Raw genomic sequence first — 19,665 nt, forward strand, 5'->3', positions numbered from 1 at the left:
TTCACTCGCGAGACCCTGTCGAACAGAAGGCTGGAAAACCTATGGCCAAGATGAAAGCGGCGATCTTCGTCGAGCCGAACCGGATCGTGCTCGACGAAAAGCCGATACCCGATGTCGGCCCGCTCGACGCGCTGGTGCGGATCACCACGACGACGATCTGCGGTACCGACGTGCACATTCTCAAGGGTGAATATCCGGTCGAGCGGGGGCTGACCATCGGCCACGAGCCGGTCGGCGTGATCGAGAAGCTCGGCTCCGCCGTGCAGGGTTATACCGAAGGCCAGCGCGTCATTGCCGGCGCGATCACGCCGAGCGGCTACAGCAATGCCTGCCTCTGCGGCTGCCATTCCCAGGACGGGCCGGGCACGAAGCACGGATTCCGGCCGATGGGCGGCTGGCGTTTCGGCAACACCATCGACGGCGCCCAGGCCGAATATCTTCTCGTGCCCGACGCCATGGTCAATCTGGCGCCGATCCCGGACGGGCTCACCGACGAGCAGGTCCTGATGTGCCCGGACATCATGTCTACAGGCTTTTCCGGCGCCGAGAGCGGTGCAGTGCGCATCGGTGACGTCGTCGCGGTGTTTGCCCAGGGGCCGATCGGCCTCTGTGCCACTGCCGGTGCCCGGCTGATGGGCGCCACGACGATCATCGGGGTGGAATCCGTGCCCGAGCGCATGGAGATCGCCCACAAGATGGGCGCCGACCATGTCGTCGACTTCACCAAGGGCGACGTCGTCGCCGAGATCATGCGACTGACCGACGGCCGCGGCGTCGACGTGGCGATCGAGGCGCTCGGCCGGCAGGAGACCTTCGAAGCCGCCCTGCGGGTGCTGCGGCCCGGCGGAACGCTGTCATCGCTCGGCGTCTATTCCAACGACCTGACCATCCCGCTCGACGCCTTCAGTGCCGGTCTCGGCGACAACCGCATCGTCACCACGCTGTGTCCCGGCGGCAAGGAGCGCATGCGTCGCCTGATGGAGGTCATCGCGTCGGAGCGCCTCGATACCCGGCCGCTGGTGACCCATCGCTTCAAGCTCGATCAGATCGAGGAGGCCTACGACCTGTTCGCCAATCAGCGCGACGGCGTCCTGAAGGTGGCCATACAGCCATAATTGTGGGGTCGTCTGCGTGTTAGGACCGAGGCCGTTGACGCAAACCCGGCGGCACAGGGACGGACGATCATGACGCAGATCCGACGAGCGCAGGCGACCCGCATCCCATGAGTATCCGCAATTTCGACGCCCTCTTCAGTCCGCGCGCGATCGCGCTGATCGGCGCCAGCAACCAGCCGGGCTCGGTGGGCTCCGTGCTGGTCGACAATCTGGTCTCGGGCGGCTTTGCCGGCCGGATCATGCTGGTCAATCCGCATGAGAGCGAGGTCCACGGCCGTGCCTGCCACCGCTCGGTGGATGACCTTCCCGAGGTGCCGGATCTGGCCATCGTGGCGACACCGGCGCGCACCGTCCCCGCGATCATCGCCGCGCTCGGCGCGCGCGGCTGCTGCGCCGCCATCGTCATCTCGGCCGGGCTCGGGGAAACGGCAGGCGGGTCGACACTGCGGCAGCAGGTTCTCGACGCGGCGCGGCCATACCTCATGCGCATCGTCGGGCCGAACTGCCTGGGCCTGATCTCTCCGGCTGCGGGCATCAACGCCAGCTTTGCCCACCTGATGCCGCGGGCCGGCGACATCGCGCTCGTGAGCCAGTCGGGCGCCATGCTGACCTCGGTCATCGACTGGGCCGACGAGCGTCGCATCGGCTTTTCCCATCTCGTTTCGGTGGGGGACATGTCCGACGTCGATTTCGGCGACATGCTGGATTATCTGGCGACCGACCGGGCGACGCGGTCGATCCTGCTGTATGTCGAGAACGTCACCGAGGCGCAGAAATTCCTCTCCGCCGCGCGGCTGGCGGCCCGTTCCATGCCCGTCCTCGTCATCAAGGCCGGGCGCAGCGCGGCGGGTGCCCGGGCCGCCCAGTCCCATACCGGCGCCCTGGCCGGGTCCGATGTCGTCTACGACGCCGCCTTCCGGCGCGCCGGCATCCTTCGGGTGCGCGAGATCGAGGAATTGTTCGAGGCCGCGGCCACGCTCGCGAGCGGGGTGCGGATCTCAGGCGACCGGCTGACCATCCTGACCAATGGCGGCGGCGCCGGCGTCCTAGCGGTCGACGCGCTCGAATCCGACGGAGGTCGGCTCGCCAAACTGAGCGACGAAGGCATCACCGCGCTCGACGCGGTCCTGCCGTCGACCTGGTCGCGGGCCAATCCCGTCGACATCATCGGCGACGCGACGCCCGAGCGCTACGGCGCGGCCCTCGACGTGCTGATGAGTGAGCGCGAATCCGACGCGATCCTCGTCATCAACTGTCCGACCGCCGTCGCCGACGGCATGGAGGCCGGCCGGCGGGTGGCCGAGATCGCCAAGCGCCGGCCGCGCTTTCCGGTCCTGACCAACTGGCTCGGCGGCACGTCCGCAGCGCCGGTCCGCGACTACTTCGCCGGCGAGAAGGTGGCGACCTTCGACAGTCCGGAAAAGGCCATCCGCGCCTTCACCCATCTCGTTGAATACAAGCGCAACCAGGAGCTCCTCCTGGAAACGCCCTCGGCGGGCGTCGCCATCGGGCATCAGGACATCGCCGCTGCCAGGGAACTGATCGAAGCCGTGCGCGCCGACGGCCGCACGACGCTGAGCGAATTCGAGGCCAAGCGGTTGCTGGCCACCTTCGGCATTGCCACGGTCGCGACCCGTATGGCGGCGACCGTCGACGAGGCGATTGCGGGCTTCGAGGAGATCGGTGCGCCGGCCGTTCTCAAGATCGTCTCGCCCGAGATCTCCCACAAATCCGATGCCGGCGGCGTGCGCCTGAACATCCGCTCGGCCGGGGAGATGCGCGAGAGTGCCGAGACGATGCTTGCGTCGGTGCGCGCGCATGCGCCGGATGCGCGGATCGACGGCTTCACCGTGCAGCGCATGATCGTGCGCGACGGCGCCTATGAACTGATCGCGGGCATTGCGACCGATCCCACCTTCGGTCCGGTGATCCTGTTCGGCCGCGGCGGCAAGGCGACGGAGGTGATCGGGGACCGTGCGATCGGCCTGCCTCCGCTCAATTCCGTGCTGGCCCGGGAGATGATCCGGGGTACCCGGGTCGCAAAGCTCCTCGACGGGTATCGCGACGTGCCCCCGGTGGCCTTCGACGTGCTGGCCAGCGTGCTCGTGCGCCTGTCGGAACTGGCGGTCCATCTGGCGGACGTGGCCGAACTCGACATCAATCCGCTGCTCGCCGACGCCGACGGCGTGATCGCCCTCGACGCGCGGGTGTCGCTGCACGAGGCGGGCGCGACACGGGTCGCACCGTCGATCCGGCCCTATCCGCGCGAACTGGAATGCGAGGTGGAACTGCGTCGGGGCGAGCGCTTCCTGCTCCGTCCGATCCGGCCGGAGGACGAGAATCCGCTGGCCGAGATGGTTTCCCGCTGCACGCAGGAGGATCTGCGCCTGCGCTTCATGGCGCCGATGAAGGTGCTGCGGCACCAGGCGGCAGCACGCTTCTCGCAGATCGACTATCACCGCGAGATGGCGCTGGTGGCGGTCGAACCGGACAGCCCCTATGGCGAGGGCCCGATCTTCGGTGTGGCCCGTCTCGTCTCGGACCCCGAGAACGAAGCGGCGGAGTTTGCCGTCCTCGTGCGGTCCGACATGAAGGGGCGGGGCCTTGGCTACCGGCTGCTGTCGGAAATCCTGGCCTACGGCCGCAAGCGTGGCTTGCGCCGCGTCTATGGCGAGGTTCTGCGCGAGAACAGCACGATGCTGCAGATGGCCCGGGACCTGGGGTTCCGCATGGAAACGCCGGAGAACTTCTCCGACACCGCCCATGTCACCATCGAGTTCGATCGCAAGGCAGCGACGTAAGGGGCCGGCGAGGACGCCGACTCCTGTCCCTCATGATGTCGAAGGGGATCTGCCGGGAGCGTCCCGCTATTCCTGGATGCTTTCGATATAGGCGATGATCGACTGCGCCTGTCCGGGCCCGAAGATGAATTCCGGCATGTCCGGGTGCCCGGTCCACAGCCCCTCCACCAGCGATTCTTCGAGGGCGGCGATCGGATAGTTGCGCGAGAGCGTGCGAAAGGCCGGCGCCTGCGGATGCGGGCTGACGCCCTTGCGCCCGATGGAATGACACCGGGCGCAATTGGCTTCGAGGAAGCGCTGGCCGTTGGCGATGTTCGCGAGATCCTGGGCCATGGCGGTGGTCGGCATCATGGCGAGCGCCGCCGCAAGGAGCGCTACCTGTCGCAGCCGCTGCCGCAAATGTCCGAATCGGGTCATCGCCGTTTCCTCCTTGTTCCGCCACAGAGCGCCGTGTCCGGGAAGACGTGCGACGCGATGCTGTTGCACCATCTGACCACGCCGCGGGCCCAGGCGCCTTGACGCCGATCAAGGCGGAGCGAAGTGTGCGGCGGATAGGACAGGGCAAGCGGCCGTGCCGGCCGCCAGCGAGGCGAGGCGTCATGCAGGAAGCGAGCGACGCGGTTCTGGAGTGCCTCAAGGCCTGGTTCTTCGGCGCGGTCGCTGCCGACCGGATCGAAACCGTCACGACGCATATCTCGATCGTGCTGATCGGCGGGGACACCGCCATCAAGTTGAAGCGACCGGTCAGGCTGACTTATGTCGATTTCTCGACGCCCGGGTTGCGGCTTGCTGCCTGCGAGCGCGAACTCGAACTCAACCGGCGAACGGCCCCGCAGCTCTATCGCGCCGTCCGCAGGGTTACCCGCGAGCCGGACGGGGGGCTGGTGCTCGACGGGGCCGGGGACCTCGTGGATGCGGTGGTCGAGATGCGCCGCTTCGAGGCGGACGGGCTGCTCGACCGGCGCGCCATGGAAGGGACGCTCACCGCCCGGCTGATGGACCGGCTGGCACGCAACATCGCGGCCTTCCACGCGGCGGTTCCTCCCTGCGACGCGCCGGACGGCGCGGCCCGGATGGCGGCAGTTCTCGACATCAACGAGGCCGCTTTTCAGGCGACCAACCTGTTTGGCGCAGAGGAGACGGCCGGCTTCAACGATCGCTTTCGACAGGAACTCGCCCGTCTCTCGCCGCTCCTGGACGACCGGGCCGCGGCAGGCCGTGTGCGCCGCTGCCATGGCGACCTGCACCTTCGCAACATCTGCACCGTGGATGGCGAGCCGGTGCTGTTCGACTGCCTGGAATTCGACGAGGAACTGGGCACGACCGACATCCTCTACGATCTCGCCTTCCTGCTGATGGATCTCTGGCATCGGGGGCTGGAGGAATTCGCCAATCTCGTGCTCAACCGCTACCTCGACGTGACCGGTGACGATAGCGGCCTGCCGGCAATGCCCTTCTTCATGGCCGTGCGGGCGGCGGTCCGGGCCCATGTCGCCGCGACACAGCTTCCGGATGCGGGCGCGAACGCGGCGGGGCTGCGCGAGGAAGCGCGCAGCTACTTCGCGCTGGCGCGCAACCTGCTGGAGCCGCGGCCAACAAGCCTGGTGGCCGTGGGCGGGCTTTCGGGCTCGGGCAAGTCGACGGTCGCGGCGGGACTGGCACCCCGGATCGGCCCGCCGCCGGGCGCACGCAATCTCTCCAGCGACCGCATCCGCAAGCGCCTGTGCGGAGTCGCGCCCGAAACGCGGCTGGGCACGGAGGCCTATACGGCGGCGATGTCGGAACGCGTCTATGGCGAGATGGCGGAGGGCGCTGTCCGGATCCTGCGACTGGGCCACGGTGTCGTCGCCGACGCGACCTTCGAGCGACCGGCCGACCGCGTCCGCATCGCGGCGGCAGCGCGACCGGCCAATGTCGGCTTCCAGGGGCTCTGGCTCGACGTCGGGTCCGCAGAGATGTTGCGCCGGGTCGCCGCGCGCCGCGGCGATCCGTCCGATGCCACCACCGAAATCGTGCAGCGTCAACTGAACCGCGATCCCGGCACGATCGATTGGGAGAGGATCGACGGCGAGGGGGAGCCATCTGCGGTCGCGCAGGCCGCGCGCAACGTGGTGGACGCGCGGGTGCATCAGAAGGGAAAGCAGGAAAACCCGCCCCCGGACGACAGTGGGCTGGGGTAGAGCGGCCACCTGCCGGAACCGTCGAGTAGACTCGCGGCTTGAAGAGCCGCTGTGCCGGTTTGATCGGGATCAAGGAGCGCGCGCGCAATGCCGGTAGAATCGTTAAATCGAAGGAGCACCCCATGAGCACCGAGACCCACGCCGCATCGACCCCGCAGAGCTTTCCGCCGTCGTTCCGGCATGTCCGACTGGAACTCGCACGCGAGAAGGGGCATCCGGACGGCGACAGCCGCTACGGCTACGACATCCTCGTGCCCCTCGACACGGAGGGCCGCATCGATCCGGCCGAATGGAAGCCCCACCAGGCCGCCTGTCGCGTTCGCCACTTTCAGGAAGGCCAGACAGACCTGATCGGTCGCCTGCGGCGCAAACCCGGCGGAACCTGGTATTTCGACTATCAGGAAGGCCCGGCTGACGACGAGATCGGCTTTCATTTCGACCAGGAGCGCTTCGTCCCGGGCGAATATGTCTCGATCCGACGGGGCGGCGACACCCATACCTACCAGGTCAAGAAAGTCGGACCGCTCTGAGGCGGCCGCGCCGCCGCTTTACCGGTCACCAATGGGAGGAGAGACGAGATGGCAGCCACGCACGCGACAAATGACGGGATCGCCTGGCTGGCGCCGACGGAGATCCTGTTCCTGCAGATGCAGGCCTGGCATGCGACGATGGCGGTCGGCGTGAACGCGGCACAGGGAAGCGCGCGGCTGACGGCCGAGATGCTGGACTTCTGCGGCAGGCGACTGCTTGCCGACAGCAGGACGATGCGCGCGCTCGCCACGTCTGGGCCGGGCGAGGCGATGAACGCCCCGTTCGACTGGCTGGCGACCGCCATGGCCGACTACGCGCGGATCGACAAGGATCTGCCGAAGATCGAGGCGGCCGTGGTAGACGAGGTAACCGAACCTCTCGTTACTGCCTGGATCCAGCCGGATGGCAAGGCCGCCTGACCGATCGCGGCAGCTGAGAACCAACCGATACAACTGGCCGAAGCGGAAGCGCCATACGGCCCCGACATCACGTGAGTAAAAAGCCGCCGTTCTGCGTTGCAGGACGACGGCTTTTTGTTGTGCTTCTGCGTGGTTCGATTGTCGGAGTCTGGCCTTGCCGCGATGTGCGGACGTCCGGCTCGCTGCCAACCCTATGCGGCGTGGCGGGAGGCGATCGTCTCGATCTCCTCGCGGCTCACGCGATCGTGCGACATCAGGATCTGGACGATCGGATCGTCGAGAATTTCGGCGAGTCCGGGTTCGCCTTTCCATCCATTGAGCCAGCGATTGTGGCCCGACGCGATATCGGTGGCCGACCCGACGCGGCCGGCGGAAGCGTCCTGAGGCTGACGATGCATGTTCATCGCGAAAGTCCTTTCACGAAAGATCCTGCGGCAGCATAGCGCGTCCTGCGCCGCCGCGGTTTGATATGTGTCATTGCGGGACAAATGCCAGCCTTCTCTGACAGGGATGTGTCAGCCGCGCAGACCCATCATTTTCCGCTCGCGAAACGGTCGAGGTCCGCCATGCTGCTTTCGTCGCTGAGGAACAGTGCAATGGGGCGCAGCCGCGGAAGATGCGCGAAGGTCACGATGATGCCGATGGTCACCGGGACCGCCAGAAGCGCCCCGGCGACGCCCCAGACCCAGCCCCACAGCAGCAGCACCAGCAGGATCACCAGTGGCGACACGGACAACTGTTTTCCTTGAACCCTCGGATCGATGTAGTTGCCCATGATCTGTTCGATCACGAGTATCCCGATCCCGGCGATAAGCGCGGTCTGGAAACCCTGCTGCACATAAACGTAGATGATCGGCAGGATCCCGGCGACGAGCGAGCCGACGGTCGGGACGAAATTCAGCAGGAATGCCAGGATCGCCCAGACGATCAGGAGATCCACGCCGAAGATCGCAAGCCAGGCCGCGTAGAGGGCGCCGGTGAGCACTCCGAGCACGACGCGGATCAGAAGGTAGCGCCGCAACTGCCGGGCGATCACGTCAAGCGATTCGAAGACCCGGGAACGCTGCTCCGGATCGACGACGGCGGACACCTTCTCGCGCCAGTTAGGCGACTCGATCAGCATCAGGAGCGTGAAGAAGAAGATCAGGATCATCGCGGCCAGAACGCTTCCGGCCGAGCTGAGGATGGAACTGGCATAGTTCGAGGCATATTCGGCGACGGTGCTGCCGAGCTGCCCGCTGGCCCCGCGGATCTGGTCGGTGACACTGGAGAACATGTCGGAACTGCCGGACGATGAATCCGAGGTGGCCGCGTCGCCGCTGGTCTCCTCCTGGTTGGCCGAATCCGCTGCGTCGCCGGACGAGCTCTCGTCGCCGATCATCGGAGCGAGCGACTGGATCTCCTGTGAGACCTGGGGAAACGCGTCGGCGATGCGCTGCGCCGACAACCAGATTCCAGCGAGAAAGACCAGCAGGATCACGATGATCGCTCCCATCGCTGCGACATGGCCGAGCCAGCCGAATCGGCTCGGCAGGCTCTTCTTCACCATGCTGTCGACCGGCGACACGACGAGTGCGACGAGAATCGAAAAGATGAAGGGCACGACGACGGAGGTCATCGCGCGCAGCGCCCAGAAGACGAGGATCACCGCGATCACGGACAGCAGTGCGATGACGACCTTCTGCGGGGGCATGCGCGATGCCTCGACCGGCGCATCCTGCGTGTTGTCTGAACGCGGGGATATGGGATCGGGCCCGGCCATGCTGTCTCCTGTCGCATTGTCGTGCGGCGAGCGATGCCGGGCAGAATCGCCTCACGGCCGTGTGAGCGCCGCCAAGAACCCAATGGCGCGGCGCGCGGAGTGTTCCATCGCTCTGAGCCATCCGACGCCCGTCTCATGACAGGCGCTTCTGGGTTCAATGCAGATCGGCGCGGATTTCTGCGTGGATTGGGGGCAGGGGACGTTCGGAACCAGAGGCTCCCAGTGGCCGTGCGCCAAGACGCGGCGACGGTGCCTGCACAGCAGACGCGACCGGCCGATCTCATGCCGCGGCGAACGTGGTCGTCCTCGGCAGGAATGGGGCCGGTGCTAGATGATGTTGGGGGCGTGCTTCGGCCGCTCGGTGCTGAACTCGACGGCAAAACCGTCTTCGATGTGCCGCACGATTCGGCCCGTGGTCGAGCCGAGGGTAATTCGCGAACCGACTGCCGGGCGTATGCTGCTGGTCACCGCAGCGCCGGAAAGCGACAGGTCGATGATCTGCGCCGGATAGCGGCGGCCGTCGTCCAGCACCATGTCGACGAACGGATTTTCCGGCGCGTTGCGCTCGTGCCGACGATCTTCCGGAAGCGCCAGTTCGTGGCGGTTGGCGAACCAGGTGAGCTGCGCCGCCAGCTTGTCGCGCTTGCGCGCCGTCGACTGGAAGGCCAGGTCGAAACCGCCTTCGAACACCCGAGAGACGAGGCCTTCCAGACGGCCGATATGATCGATGTAGACGATGATCCGCTCGTTCTCGGTGGGCACCACGGAAGCCGTGACCGAGACGTCCCCAGGTGACATGTTTTCCGCGCGGCAGGGAAATTCCGTCCGGTCCTCGCGCATGAAACGGCCGAGCAGGTCGATCCTGACGCGGCTGAAGCTGCCGGGTTCGGAGGGCTGCGAACGGGGCGCCTGGGCTATGGCTGACATCGCTACGACCATTTCTCGGGGCGTCGGCGGGAATTTCCGCAACATATCCCTCTTATCCCGGGAAGCTTAACGAAGGGTAAGACATGCCCGGAAAAGCTGCACGACATTAACCGTGCCGGACGAATGGATTTGCCGGCGCGCCAAGAGAGGGATAGCAATGGTCAGGACAAACCCGGTCCTGTTCGACAGGTCCGACCTCAGGTTCCTGGCCCTCCAGTCACGGCAACCAGATTTCAGACCGCCCCGCGCCAAGCGGGGCGGTTTTTTCGTGGCGGGCTGCCAGCGTAGCGCTGTCATCTGGCAAACCTGCCCCATCTGCGGACCAGGCACCATGCGGATCGAGGGCGAGTATTGCCCGGCATCCGCCCGATGCAGCGCCGGACCGACGGGGAGCGACACGCGTGAGACCAGAAGAGAACGGTGAGCCACATGTCGAGGGTGCGGTGCCGCGGACGCATCCGCCGGCCTTCAACGTCCCGGGAATCATTCTCGTCCTGATCGCGGTTTTCGCGCTCGTGCATGTGGTCCGTGCCTACCTCCTCGGACCGGTCGCGGCGGCGCAGGCGCTGCTCGACCTCGCCTTCATTCCCGGATGTTACAGCGCCGGCGACCCCGTCTGCGGTTTTCGCACCCCCGGGGCTGACCTGTGGAGCCCGCTGAGCTATGCCTTCCTGCACGGCGACTGGACCCATTTCGGCGCGAATGCGGTCTGGCTGCTCGCTTTCGGCACACCCGTGGCCCGGCGTATTGGGGTCGCCCGGTTCCTGGCGTTCTGTACCGCCGGCGCGATCGCCGGGGCCGCGGCCTTCTACATCCTCAACCCGGCGCTGATCGTTCCGGTGATCGGGGCGTCGGGCGTCGTCTCCGCGCTGATGGGCGGCGCCTGCCGCTTTGCCTTCGGCGGGCGGATGTCGCTGGCGCCGGGCCGACCGGATCTGCCGCTCGTGTCGATCGGCGAATCGCTGGCGAACCGCACGGTCCTGATCTTCATCGCCGTGTTCTTCGGAACCAATCTCCTGATCGGCAGCGGCGTTGCCGGCGGAATGGGCGGCGGCGCCGTCGCATGGGAGGCCCATCTGGGCGGCTTCGCCTTCGGGTTCCTGCTCTTCCGCCTGTTCGACCCGCTGTCCCGGCCGGTCCGGCCCTGAGCCACGGCCTCTTGCCGTCGGCCTCGGAGTGGCACACCATTCCTTTGGGCATGTCAGCGGGAGGAGCGGCCATGAACGTGCGTGACATACTGGAAGCCAAGGGACGGAACGTCATCACCCTGAAGCCGGAGGCGACGCTGGAGGAGGCGATGCAGGTCCTGGCTGGGCGGCGGATCGGCGCGATCGTTCTGACCGACGATGCCGACGGTGTCGCAGGAATCGTTTCGGAGCGCGATGTGGTGCGGGTTCTCGGGACCATTGGCGTCAGCGCCCTGTCCGAGAGCATCGGACAGATGATGACCGCGAATGTACGGACCTGCACCGAAGACACCACCGTGAACGAAGCCATGGAGATGATGACCACCGGCCGGTTCCGGCACCTGCCGGTCTGCCAGAACGGTCGCCTCATCGGCATCATCTCGATCGGCGACGTGGTCAAGCAACGCATCGAGGAGGTGGAGCGCGAAGCCCTGCAGATGCGCGAGTACATCGCTGCAGGTTGAGTTTGCGTCTGGGGCCCGCCTTGGGCTCGGCGCTCGGGCAGGAGCCCGCTAGCGCGTCGCGTCCGCCGCCAGCTCGGTCATGCGGCGGATTTCGGCGATCCGGCTGATCGTCGCCTCGTAGCCGTGGTCGATGGCTTCGCGGGCCCGGTAGAATTCCGACAGGCCGATGTCGCGCACCCGCGGTTGTAGCGACAGGTCCGGCGGGTCGCCGGCCAGGCGTGCGCGCGAGATGCGATCCTGAATGATGTTGAAGGCATCGACCATGGACCGGGCCATCCCGAGCTTCTCGCGCCGCTGGGCCAGATCGTCGAGGGGAGGTTCGCCACGCGTGCCGTCGGCCAGATCGAGACCTTGGGCCGGGATGCTCGCCGGGTCGGCCCGCATGCGCATCACCGCGGCGCGTCCGAACAGGTCGTAGTGCAGATTGACCGCCACGACGAAGCGTTCCTCGTAGACGCGGCATACGCTGACCGGAACCGGATTGACAAGCGCGCCGTCCATCAGGCTGCGGCCGCCGCACTCCAGCGGCTCGAACACGCCGGGCAGGGCATAGGAGGCGCGCATGGCCAGCACGAGCGAGCCGGAATCGATCCATACCTCATGACCGCTGCGTGCTTCGGTCGCCACGCAGACCAGTGGCCGGTCGAGGTCTTCGATTCGCAGATCGGACAGGGCTTCGGACAGGCGCCGGCTGAGGCGCATGCCGCCGATCAGCCCGCCGGCACCGAAGCGGAAGTCGAGAAAGCGGATCAGGCCGCGCCGCGTGAGTGACAGCGCGAAGGCTTCGAGTTCATCCAGTTTGCCGGCGAGATAGCAGCCCCCGACAAGCGCGCCGATCGAGGTTCCGGCGATCATCGAGATCGGCAGGCCCGCTTCGTCGAAGGCACGCAGGACGCCGATATGGGCCCAGCCGCGCGCCGCGCCGCCACCCAGTGCCAATGCGATGCCGGGCTGCTTGCGGCCGGCTGCCTGACGGGGCGGGGGCGCCTCTGTCACAGGTCCGTCCCGCCGGTTGAATACCCGATCGAGCATCTGCGTCGCTCCGGCTGGTCATCACGATCAATGGGTCATGATGCGCCTATAGTTTGATCAACTGCTTAAGCTTAGCTGGCGACGGAATCTCCGATCGACAAGGCGTCGAGCCCGCGTCCGTCGGCGGAGACGCGGCGGTAGAAACAGGTGTCGCGGCCTGTGTGGCAGGTGTCCTCGGGCTTGGCCACGGAGACCTTGAGCCAGACCGCGTCCTGATCGCAGTCGATGCGCACATCCGTGACGCTCTGCAGCGCGCCGGAGGTCTCGCCCTTCTTCCACAACGACTGCCGCGAGCGCGACCAGTAATGGGCGATTCCCGTTGCCAGGGTGCGGTCCAGCGCGTCGGCGTTCATGTGCGCGACCATCAGGAGATCGCCGGACGCCGCATCCGTCACGACGGCGGTCACCAGGCCGGCCGCGTCGAAGCGCGGGCGCAGGACCATGCCCTCTTCCTGCTCCTGGCGGTCCGGGGAAGGGGCGGCGAACGGCGATGCGGGTGAGGCGTCAGATGTCACTTGCGGCTGCTGGCCTGGGCGAGAAAGCGGGTCTTCAGCTCGCCGTCCTCGGCGAAAACACCCTGGAAGGCGGAGGTGATGGTCATCGATCCCTTGGACCGGATGCCGCGCATGGACATGCACATGTGCTCGGCCTCGATCATCACGGCGATGCCCTTGGGCACCAGCATGCCGGCGATCGCCGAGGCGATCTGCGCAGTCATCGATTCCTGCGTCTGGAGCCTGCGGCCATAGATGTCGACGACGCGGGCGATCTTCGACAGGCCCAGCACGCGGCCGTCCGGCACATAGGCGACATGCGCCTTGCCGATGATCGGCACCATGTGGTGCTCGCAGTGGGAGTGGAAGTCGATGTCGCGGACGAGCACCATGTCGTCATAGCCCGAGACGTCCTGGAAGGTCCGGCCGAGAACGTCGCCGGCCTCGAGCCGGTAGCCGCCGAACAGCTCCTCATAGGCCTTCACCACGCGGGAAGGGGTCTCCAGCAGGCCTTCGCGCGTCGGATCCTCGCCGATCCAGCGCAGCAACGTCGCGACCGCAGCCTCGGCCTCGGCCCGGCTCGGCCGGTCGGACTCGCGGTCGTCCGCTGCTTCGGGGAATTTCTTGACGACGGATTCCATGTCGTTGCGCTCCGGTGCCGTGGGAATGCGCGCGGCGATCCACTGCGAGTGATGGTCGGGGTTCTTGGCCGGACGGCCCGCCCGGCCCGCAAGGGAAATCTTCGTCACGCTCATCTCTATCTTCGGTAGCCTGTCAGGACCGCTTGCGTTGCAGCCGACCGCAACGGGCGACTTTCGAACCGGTGCCACGCGTCCTATATAATTTCCGAGCGAACGAATTGACAGGGCCATCGGCGTTTGCGCGATGGATTGGTGTGCATGTGATCGACGACGTCTACAACGCGCGGATACTGGAACTGGCCGGAAACATCCCCCGGGTCGGGCGGCTGGAGGAACCGGATGCCAGCGCGACGGCCCATTCCAAGCTCTGCGGCTCGACCGTGACGATCGATCTGAAGTTGGCGGACGGTGTCGTGGCGGACTTCGCCCACGAGGTGAAGGCCTGTGCCCTGGGCCAGGCCGCGTCGTCGGTGATGGCGAGCCATGTCGTCGGCGCCACGCCCAACGAGTTGCGGGCGACGCGCGAGACGATGCGGCGGATGCTCAAGGAGAACGGTGCGCCGCCGGAAGGCCGCTTCGCCGATCTGAGATTTCTCGAGCCGGTGCGTGAATACAAGGCGCGCCATGCCTCGACCATGCTGACCTTCGACGCCGTGGTCGATGCGCTCGACCAGATCGCCGCCCGCGCAAAGAGCGCCGCGGCGTGATCGTCGCGCGACGGGCATACGCCCGCGCACAAGCAGGGCGGTAGCGTCATGTGCGACGGCCAGCCTCGTGGCGACAGGGACACCATCGCGCCTCCTTCGGTCCCGGACGAGCCAGCGGGGCGCAACTATTCCGCGCCCTGGAGGCGGAGCCCCGGGCGGCTTCTGGGCATCGGGCTGGTGCGCAGCTATCAGCTGACGCTGTCGCCGCTGATCGGCAGCCATTGCCGGCACCTGCCGACCTGCTCGGAATACGCCTTTGAGGCGCTCGCTCGCCATGGCCTGTGGAGTGGCGGCTGGCTCTCCCTGTTCCGCATCGGGCGCTGCGGGCCGTTCGGCACGAGCGGGATCGACAACGTCCCGCCGACGCTGCCGGCCGCCCATCGCTGGTGGACGCCCTGGCGGCTGCTGCGGGCGGGCGATTTACCTGCAGGACAGAGCGCGCCCGGACCCCGCTGACGCTCAGAAGTCGCGCGGGATCCGCAGCACCTGGCCGGGAAAGATCAGGCTCGGGTTGGCGACGATATGCTGGTTCGCCTGGTGGATCACCAGAAACGCGCCGGCATCGTCGTAATAGCGCAGTGCCAGTTTGGAGAGTGTGTCGCCGGTGGTGACCACATGCTGCCAGAACCCGCTGTAGCCTGGCAGGATCAGCGGCCCGTAGAGCACCGGCACCGTGACCGTGGGCGCGGGGATGCCGTCTTCGCCGCCGCTGTCGTCGGACACGGTGACGAACAGCCGGTTCAGGGTGAAGGCCGTGCCGTCGGGAATGTCGACCGCGGCCTGGAACTGCCGGATGGATGTCGAGCCGGCGGAGGCGGAGGCGGAGACTTCGTCATGACCCTCGCCGATGAGGATCGACAGATGGCCTTCGAAGCCAACCGCATTGCCCGCGATCAGGATACGGTTTCCGACAAGGTCGAAAGGCTTCGGCTGCAAGATTTCGATGTTCATCGAACTGGCTCCTTGCATCGGAACGCCGCATCCAAATATATCCCGGCCGAACTCCGCAAGCAATCGGACCCGACTGCTCACGTTCGGCCGGCCCATGCCGGTCACAACAACCACCCGCGACCGTAGGCGGGACTGGAAAGAAAGAGATACATGATGGCGAACGCCGTTTCCCTGTCCTTCCCCGATGGATCCGTGCGCGAATACGACGCTGCGACCAGCGGCCGCGACATCGCCGCCGGCATTTCCAAGTCGCTCGTCAAGAAGTCCGTCGCCTATTCGCTCGATGGCGAGGTGCGCGACCTGTCCGATCCGATCGGGCGCGCCGGCGCGATCGAGATCATCACCCGCGACGATCCGCGTGCGCTGGAACTGATCCGCCACGACGCCGCCCATGTCATGGCCGAGGCGGTGCAGGAATTGTGGCCGGGCACCCAGGTCACGATCGGCCCGGTGATCGAGAACGGCTTCTTCTACGACTTCGCCCGCGACGCCCCCTTCACGCCCGACGATCTGCCGGTCATCGAGAAGAAGATGACGGAGATCATCCGTCGCAACGCGCCTTTCACCAAGGAGGTGTGGTCGCGCGACAAGGCCAAGTCCGTCTTTGGCGAGAAGGGCGAGGCCTACAAGGTCGAGCTCGTCGACGCGATCCCGGAAGGCCAGGACCTGAAGATCTACAGCCAGGGCGACTGGTTCGATCTGTGCCGCGGGCCGCACATGGCCGCGACCGGCCAGATCGGCGACGCCTTCAAGCTGATGAAGGTGGCCGGCGCCTATTGGCGCGGCGATTCCAGCAATCCGATGCTGACGCGCATCTACGGCACGGCCTGGGCGACACAGGACCAGCTCAAGGCCTATCTCCACATGCTGGAGGAGGCCGAGAAGCGCGACCATCGCCGGCTCGGCCGCGAGATGGACCTGTTCCATTTCCAGGAGGACGCGCCGGGCACGGTGTTCTGGCATCCCAAGGGCTGGCGCCTCTACCAGACGCTTGTCTCCTATGTGCGCCGACGCCAGGATGCCGAGGGCTACCAGGAGGTGAATGCACCGCAGCTTCTGGAGCGCTCACTCTGGGAGACGTCCGGGCACTGGGAGAAATACCACGAGGACATGTTCGTCACCGAGACGGAGGACGAGCGGGTCTTCGCGTTGAAGCCGATGAACTGCCCGGGCCACGTGCAGATCTTCAAGCACGGGCTGAAGAGCTACCGCGACCTGCCGCTGAAGATTGCCGAGTTCGGCGCCGTGCATCGCTACGAGCCGTCGGGCGCGCTGCACGGGCTGATGCGCGTGCGCGCCTTCACGCAGGACGACGCCCACGTCTTCTGCACCGAGGAGCAGATCACGGCCGAGAGCCTGAAGATCAACGAGCTGATCCTGTCGATCTATCGCGATTTCGGCTTCGAGGACGTGCTGGTGAAGCTCTCCACCCGGCCCGAGAAGCGCGTCGGATCGGATGAGCTCTGGGACAAGGCGGAAGCGTCGATGCGCGACGTCCTGGCCATCATCGAGGAGCAGGGCAAGGGCCATATCACCACGGCGATCGCCGAGGGCGACGGCGCGTTCTACGGCCCGAAATACGAATACACCCTGCGCGACGCGATCGGCCGGCAATGGCAGGTCGGCACCAACCAGGTGGACTTCAACCTGCCGGGCCGCTTCGGCGCCTTCTACATCGACCGCGATTCGGAAAAGAAGACGCCGGTGATGCTGCATCGGGCGATGCTGGGCTCGGTAGAGCGCTTCATCGGAATCCTGATCGAGAATTGCGCCGGGCACCTGCCGCTGTGGCTGTCGCCGCTGCAGGTGGTCGTCGCGACGATCACCTCGGAGGCCGACGACTACGCCATCGCCGTCGCCGAGGAACTGCGGCAGGCCGGGCTGCAGGTCGAGACCGATCTTCGCAACGAGAAGATCAACTACAAGGTCCGCGAGCACTCCATGGCCAAGGTGCCGGTGATCATGGTCTGCGGCAAGCGCGAGGCCGAGGAGCGGACCGTCAACATCCGCCGTCTCGGCGCCCGCGACCAGACGCCCATGGCCCTGGACGCGGCTGTCGCCGCGCTCGCCGACGAGGCGGTGCCGCCGGACCTCAAGCGGCGCCAGCAGGCCCGGCGCGCAGCCGCCTGAGACAGGATTGCAACGGGTCGCGGACAAGACGCCGCGGCCCGTTTCTGTCATCGGCGCGTCATCGATCGGCGGCTATGGACGGGAAAACGGTTCATGGCCCCTGCCGATGCGAAGCGCGACCCATCTGACCTATGCGAGGCCCTCCGACAGGCTTGTACGCCGTCTCGCCATCCGGTCGATGGAGGAACTCTCCGGCCGCCGCCGTCTGGCCCGCCTCTATGGCATCTGGCAGCGGCACGTGGCATCGGGCGACGCGCCGGCCTTCGCCATGATGCTCGACCTGATGCGGATCCGGCTGCGCATGCGGGGCCGGTTGCCGGACCCGGCGTCGCTGCCCGAGCGGCTGGTGATGGTGGCCAACCATCCCTTCGGCATCGGCGACGGCGTCGCGATGCTGGCCCTGGCGGAACAGATCGGCCGTCCGTTCCGCATTCTCATCAATGCCGACCTGATGAAGATCCCGGAAATGGCGGTGTTCGGCCTGCCGGTCTCCTTCGAGGATACGCGCGAGGCGATGGCGGCCAACATGGCGACGCGGGTCGAGGCGATCCGGCTCCTGGCCGAAGGCACGACGATCGTCGTCTTTCCCGCCGGCGGCGTCGCGACTGCTCCGCGCATCTTCGGCGAAGCGGACGATCTTCCCTGGAAGCAGTTCACGGCGCGGCTGATCAAGTCCGGCGGTGCCGCCGTCCTGCCGATCCATTTCGACGGGCAGAACGGACCGCTGTTCCATCTCGTCAGCAAATGGTCGATGACGCTGCGGGTGGGGCTGCTCATCGGCGAGTTCCGCCGGCGCTACGGGGGCACCATCGACCTGACCGTCGGTCGGGTGATTCCCTTCGAGGAACTCTCGGCGATCTGTGACCGTCGGATGCTCACCGAGCGCCTGCGACAGGCCGTATTCTCGCTGTCCCAACCCGACCATGCCGGTGGCAGCATGCTGGAGCCGATCGCGGCCTGACATTGCCCGGCGTCGCGGCCCAGCGCTCGCCGCTGCCGGCAGCGGCCTAGTCGCCCGAACCGGCCAGCGGGTCGGCGGTATCCGCCAGATCCGACGTCAGCACTTCCACGTCCGTGTTCTTGCCGGCTTCCACCGCGAAGGCGCGCTGATAGACCTTGTCGTTGTTGCGGGCCACGATGACGTAGTCGCCGGACGCCAGCACCATGGACGGAAAGGCGCCGACGCTCTCGCGGACCGGATCGCCGGAAGCCGTCGTGACCGACCAGGCCGTGTCCGCGATCGCCTCGCCGCCCGCTTCGCGGACCAGCTTCATCGTCAGCAGTGCGGCCCGGTGCTGCAGCGTGGCGTCCGTCACCTTGCCGGGTTCGACACGGATCTCGGCCCGTACCGAAGCGTTCACCGAGCCGTAGCTGGAGACGACGTGGTAGGTGCCGGCGTTCAGTCGCAGCACCTTGCTGGGAGGTACGTCGTTGGCGATCAGGGCGCGGTCGCTTTCGTTCTCGGCGTCGCTGTAGACGTCGAAGGACAGGCGGCTCGGATCGATCGTCTGGCCATCGCCGACCATGGCGTCGAGCCGCAGGCCGCCGGCATTCAGCGTGATCGTCTCCTGGGTCTTCACGCCGGTGAAATCGATCCGCTTGACGACGCCCGCACGGCCGAAGCCGACATGCAGGATGTAGGAGCCGGCCGGAACCTCGAAATTCGCCTCGCTGCTCTGGGACGATGCGATCAGCGTCGCCCGTCCGTCGATCGCCGGGATGGCCGAGAACAGCCGCCAGACGAGACCGTTGGGGATCGGATCACCATCCTCGGTCAGCCGCGCCTTCAGCGTCAGCGTGGCGCGCGAGCGGATGATGTCCTGGCTCGGCATGTTTTGGGGGGCGTAGGCCGGCAGGCCCGGCAGCTCGATCTTCGGCGCTATCGGCGATCCTGGCGGCACGGGCAGGGCGATCGGGTCGAAGCGCTGCAGCCCGCGGTTCAGCGAGGCACCGACATCGCTGGCATTGGGCAGCAATTCGTTGGCCGAGGGCGAGACATAGGCCCCCGGCTTGCGGGGCTCGCCGAATAGCCCGCCGCTGTCGCGGTCGAGAAGCGACGGAATCGGGATGTCCTGCGCAAGACCCGGGCCTGCCGCGACCAATACCGCACTGATGATCGCCACAAGACGGGCATCGACCGCCACGAACCAGACCCCTGTTTTCAACTGACCCCGCCTCTCATGACCCCAGATGATGGACGAATTCAAGGCGGATGGTCCAGGCGATACAGATTCGTCGCCGCCCGCCGCGAGTATCGCCGACAACCGGCGTTTGATCTGGCGCGCGCCAGGGTCTAGCTGAGGGCCGCATTACTTGAGGACGCT

The 19,665-nt window shown here is 66.7% G+C and carries 20 protein-coding genes; 11 read left to right on the forward strand and 9 right to left on the reverse strand.

Annotation, left to right across the window (positions count from 1 at the left end; all coding sequences use genetic code 11):
* Positions 1-41: 41 nt before the first annotated feature.
* Complete coding sequence (locus VQ042_RS07875; protein WP_331817279.1) at positions 42-1,115, forward strand: NAD(P)-dependent alcohol dehydrogenase; 1,074 nt, start codon at positions 42-44, stop codon at positions 1,113-1,115.
* A 107-nt stretch (positions 1,116-1,222) separates the two neighbouring features.
* On the forward strand, positions 1,223-3,916 hold the full coding sequence (locus VQ042_RS07880) for a bifunctional acetate--CoA ligase family protein/GNAT family N-acetyltransferase (RefSeq protein ID WP_331817281.1): 2,694 nt from the start codon (positions 1,223-1,225) through the stop codon (positions 3,914-3,916).
* 66 nt (positions 3,917-3,982) lie between these two features.
* Here the strand turns inward: VQ042_RS07880 and VQ042_RS07885 are convergent, their stop codons facing one another.
* A complete protein-coding gene (locus VQ042_RS07885; protein ID WP_331817283.1) occupies positions 3,983-4,333 on the reverse strand; it encodes a c-type cytochrome in 351 nt (116 codons plus the stop codon).
* Between the two features lie 182 nt (positions 4,334-4,515).
* On the opposite strand from VQ042_RS07885, the gene VQ042_RS07890 reads away from it, so the two are divergent.
* From VQ042_RS07890 to VQ042_RS07900, 3 genes are all read left to right on the forward strand, one after another.
* Complete coding sequence (locus VQ042_RS07890) at positions 4,516-6,096, forward strand: bifunctional aminoglycoside phosphotransferase/ATP-binding protein (protein ID WP_331817284.1); 1,581 nt, start codon at positions 4,516-4,518, stop codon at positions 6,094-6,096.
* 122 nt (positions 6,097-6,218) lie between these two features.
* Positions 6,219-6,626, forward strand: a complete 408-nt coding sequence (locus VQ042_RS07895; protein WP_331817285.1) for a hypothetical protein — start codon at positions 6,219-6,221, stop codon at positions 6,624-6,626.
* A gap of 48 nt (positions 6,627-6,674) precedes the next feature.
* On the forward strand, positions 6,675-7,046 hold the full coding sequence (locus tag VQ042_RS07900) for a hypothetical protein (protein ID WP_331817287.1): 372 nt from the start codon (positions 6,675-6,677) through the stop codon (positions 7,044-7,046).
* Between the two features lie 191 nt (positions 7,047-7,237).
* Here VQ042_RS07900 and VQ042_RS07905 read toward each other — a convergent pair whose 3' ends face one another.
* From VQ042_RS07905 to VQ042_RS07915, 3 genes are all read right to left on the reverse strand, one after another.
* On the reverse strand, positions 7,238-7,534 hold the full coding sequence (locus tag VQ042_RS07905; protein ID WP_331817289.1) for a hypothetical protein: 297 nt from the start codon (positions 7,532-7,534) through the stop codon (positions 7,238-7,240).
* A gap of 44 nt (positions 7,535-7,578) precedes the next feature.
* A complete protein-coding gene (locus VQ042_RS07910) occupies positions 7,579-8,808 on the reverse strand; it encodes an AI-2E family transporter (protein WP_331817291.1) in 1,230 nt (409 codons plus the stop codon).
* Positions 8,809-9,135: 327 nt separating this feature from the next.
* The gene (locus tag VQ042_RS07915; RefSeq protein ID WP_331817293.1) at positions 9,136-9,735 is read right to left on the reverse strand and encodes a PilZ domain-containing protein; all 600 of its coding nucleotides are present in this window, start codon (positions 9,733-9,735) and stop codon (positions 9,136-9,138) included.
* 401 nt (positions 9,736-10,136) lie between these two features.
* Here VQ042_RS07915 and VQ042_RS07920 point away from each other — a divergent pair, with 401 nt between their 5' ends.
* Both VQ042_RS07920 and VQ042_RS07925 read left to right on the forward strand, forming a co-directional pair.
* Positions 10,137-10,883, forward strand: coding sequence for a rhomboid family intramembrane serine protease (locus VQ042_RS07920; protein ID WP_331817295.1), 747 nt, complete (start codon positions 10,137-10,139; stop codon positions 10,881-10,883).
* A 71-nt stretch (positions 10,884-10,954) separates the two neighbouring features.
* Positions 10,955-11,386, forward strand: a complete 432-nt coding sequence (locus VQ042_RS07925) for a CBS domain-containing protein (RefSeq protein WP_331817296.1) — start codon at positions 10,955-10,957, stop codon at positions 11,384-11,386.
* 48 nt (positions 11,387-11,434) lie between these two features.
* On the opposite strand, the gene VQ042_RS07930 is transcribed toward VQ042_RS07925, so the two are convergent.
* From VQ042_RS07930 to folE, 3 genes are all read right to left on the reverse strand, one after another.
* The gene (locus tag VQ042_RS07930) at positions 11,435-12,418 is read right to left on the reverse strand and encodes a patatin-like phospholipase family protein (protein WP_331817297.1); all 984 of its coding nucleotides are present in this window, start codon (positions 12,416-12,418) and stop codon (positions 11,435-11,437) included.
* Between the two features lie 71 nt (positions 12,419-12,489).
* On the reverse strand, positions 12,490-12,933 hold the full coding sequence (gene hisI / locus VQ042_RS07935; protein ID WP_331817299.1) for a phosphoribosyl-AMP cyclohydrolase: 444 nt from the start codon (positions 12,931-12,933) through the stop codon (positions 12,490-12,492).
* Complete coding sequence (gene folE / locus VQ042_RS07940) at positions 12,930-13,553, reverse strand: GTP cyclohydrolase I FolE (RefSeq protein WP_331817391.1); 624 nt, start codon at positions 13,551-13,553, stop codon at positions 12,930-12,932. Before folE ends, hisI begins: the two co-directional genes overlap by 4 nt.
* A gap of 260 nt (positions 13,554-13,813) precedes the next feature.
* On the opposite strand from folE, the gene VQ042_RS07945 reads away from it, so the two are divergent.
* Both VQ042_RS07945 and yidD read left to right on the forward strand, forming a co-directional pair.
* On the forward strand, positions 13,814-14,260 hold the full coding sequence (locus VQ042_RS07945; RefSeq protein ID WP_331817301.1) for an iron-sulfur cluster assembly scaffold protein: 447 nt from the start codon (positions 13,814-13,816) through the stop codon (positions 14,258-14,260).
* Between the two features lie 48 nt (positions 14,261-14,308).
* The gene (gene yidD, locus VQ042_RS07950; RefSeq protein ID WP_331817303.1) at positions 14,309-14,716 is read left to right on the forward strand and encodes a membrane protein insertion efficiency factor YidD; all 408 of its coding nucleotides are present in this window, start codon (positions 14,309-14,311) and stop codon (positions 14,714-14,716) included.
* A gap of 3 nt (positions 14,717-14,719) precedes the next feature.
* Here yidD and VQ042_RS07955 read toward each other — a convergent pair whose 3' ends face one another.
* The gene (locus VQ042_RS07955; RefSeq protein ID WP_331817305.1) at positions 14,720-15,211 is read right to left on the reverse strand and encodes a LysM peptidoglycan-binding domain-containing protein; all 492 of its coding nucleotides are present in this window, start codon (positions 15,209-15,211) and stop codon (positions 14,720-14,722) included.
* Positions 15,212-15,364: 153 nt separating this feature from the next.
* Between VQ042_RS07955 and thrS the strand changes: the two genes are divergently transcribed.
* Complete coding sequence (thrS, locus tag VQ042_RS07960; protein WP_331817393.1) at positions 15,365-17,341, forward strand: threonine--tRNA ligase; 1,977 nt, start codon at positions 15,365-15,367, stop codon at positions 17,339-17,341.
* Positions 17,342-17,447: 106 nt separating this feature from the next.
* Complete coding sequence (locus tag VQ042_RS07965) at positions 17,448-18,302, forward strand: lysophospholipid acyltransferase family protein (protein WP_331817307.1); 855 nt, start codon at positions 17,448-17,450, stop codon at positions 18,300-18,302.
* Positions 18,303-18,348: 46 nt separating this feature from the next.
* Here VQ042_RS07965 and VQ042_RS07970 read toward each other — a convergent pair whose 3' ends face one another.
* Positions 18,349-19,506: a hypothetical protein gene (locus VQ042_RS07970; protein ID WP_331817309.1), complete on the reverse strand. Its 1,158-nt coding sequence runs from the start codon at positions 19,504-19,506 to the stop codon at positions 18,349-18,351.
* Between the last annotated feature and the right edge of the window lie 159 nt (positions 19,507-19,665).

This window comes from Aurantimonas sp. A2-1-M11 (genome assembly GCF_036549475.1).
Lineage (GTDB): Bacteria > Pseudomonadota > Alphaproteobacteria > Rhizobiales > Rhizobiaceae > Aurantimonas.

Coding starts and splice junctions, on each gene's coding strand:
- VQ042_RS07875 (WP_331817279.1), top strand. CDS start 42: ATGGCCAAGATGAAAGCGGCGATCTTCGTCGAGCCGAACCGGATCGTG.
- VQ042_RS07880 (WP_331817281.1), top strand. CDS start 1,223: ATGAGTATCCGCAATTTCGACGCCCTCTTCAGTCCGCGCGCGATCGCG.
- VQ042_RS07885 (WP_331817283.1), bottom strand. CDS start 4,333: ATGACCCGATTCGGACATTTGCGGCAGCGGCTGCGACAGGTAGCGCTC.
- VQ042_RS07890 (WP_331817284.1), top strand. CDS start 4,516: ATGCAGGAAGCGAGCGACGCGGTTCTGGAGTGCCTCAAGGCCTGGTTC.
- VQ042_RS07895 (WP_331817285.1), top strand. CDS start 6,219: ATGAGCACCGAGACCCACGCCGCATCGACCCCGCAGAGCTTTCCGCCG.
- VQ042_RS07900 (WP_331817287.1), top strand. CDS start 6,675: ATGGCAGCCACGCACGCGACAAATGACGGGATCGCCTGGCTGGCGCCG.
- VQ042_RS07910 (WP_331817291.1), bottom strand. CDS start 8,808: ATGGCCGGGCCCGATCCCATATCCCCGCGTTCAGACAACACGCAGGAT.
- VQ042_RS07915 (WP_331817293.1), bottom strand. CDS start 9,735: ATGTCAGCCATAGCCCAGGCGCCCCGTTCGCAGCCCTCCGAACCCGGC.
- VQ042_RS07925 (WP_331817296.1), top strand. CDS start 10,955: ATGAACGTGCGTGACATACTGGAAGCCAAGGGACGGAACGTCATCACC.
- VQ042_RS07930 (WP_331817297.1), bottom strand. CDS start 12,418: ATGCTCGATCGGGTATTCAACCGGCGGGACGGACCTGTGACAGAGGCG.
- folE (WP_331817391.1), bottom strand. CDS start 13,553: ATGGAATCCGTCGTCAAGAAATTCCCCGAAGCAGCGGACGACCGCGAG.
- yidD (WP_331817303.1), top strand. CDS start 14,309: ATGTGCGACGGCCAGCCTCGTGGCGACAGGGACACCATCGCGCCTCCT.
- VQ042_RS07955 (WP_331817305.1), bottom strand. CDS start 15,211: ATGAACATCGAAATCTTGCAGCCGAAGCCTTTCGACCTTGTCGGAAAC.
- thrS (WP_331817393.1), top strand. CDS start 15,365: ATGGCGAACGCCGTTTCCCTGTCCTTCCCCGATGGATCCGTGCGCGAA.
- VQ042_RS07965 (WP_331817307.1), top strand. CDS start 17,448: ATGCGAAGCGCGACCCATCTGACCTATGCGAGGCCCTCCGACAGGCTT.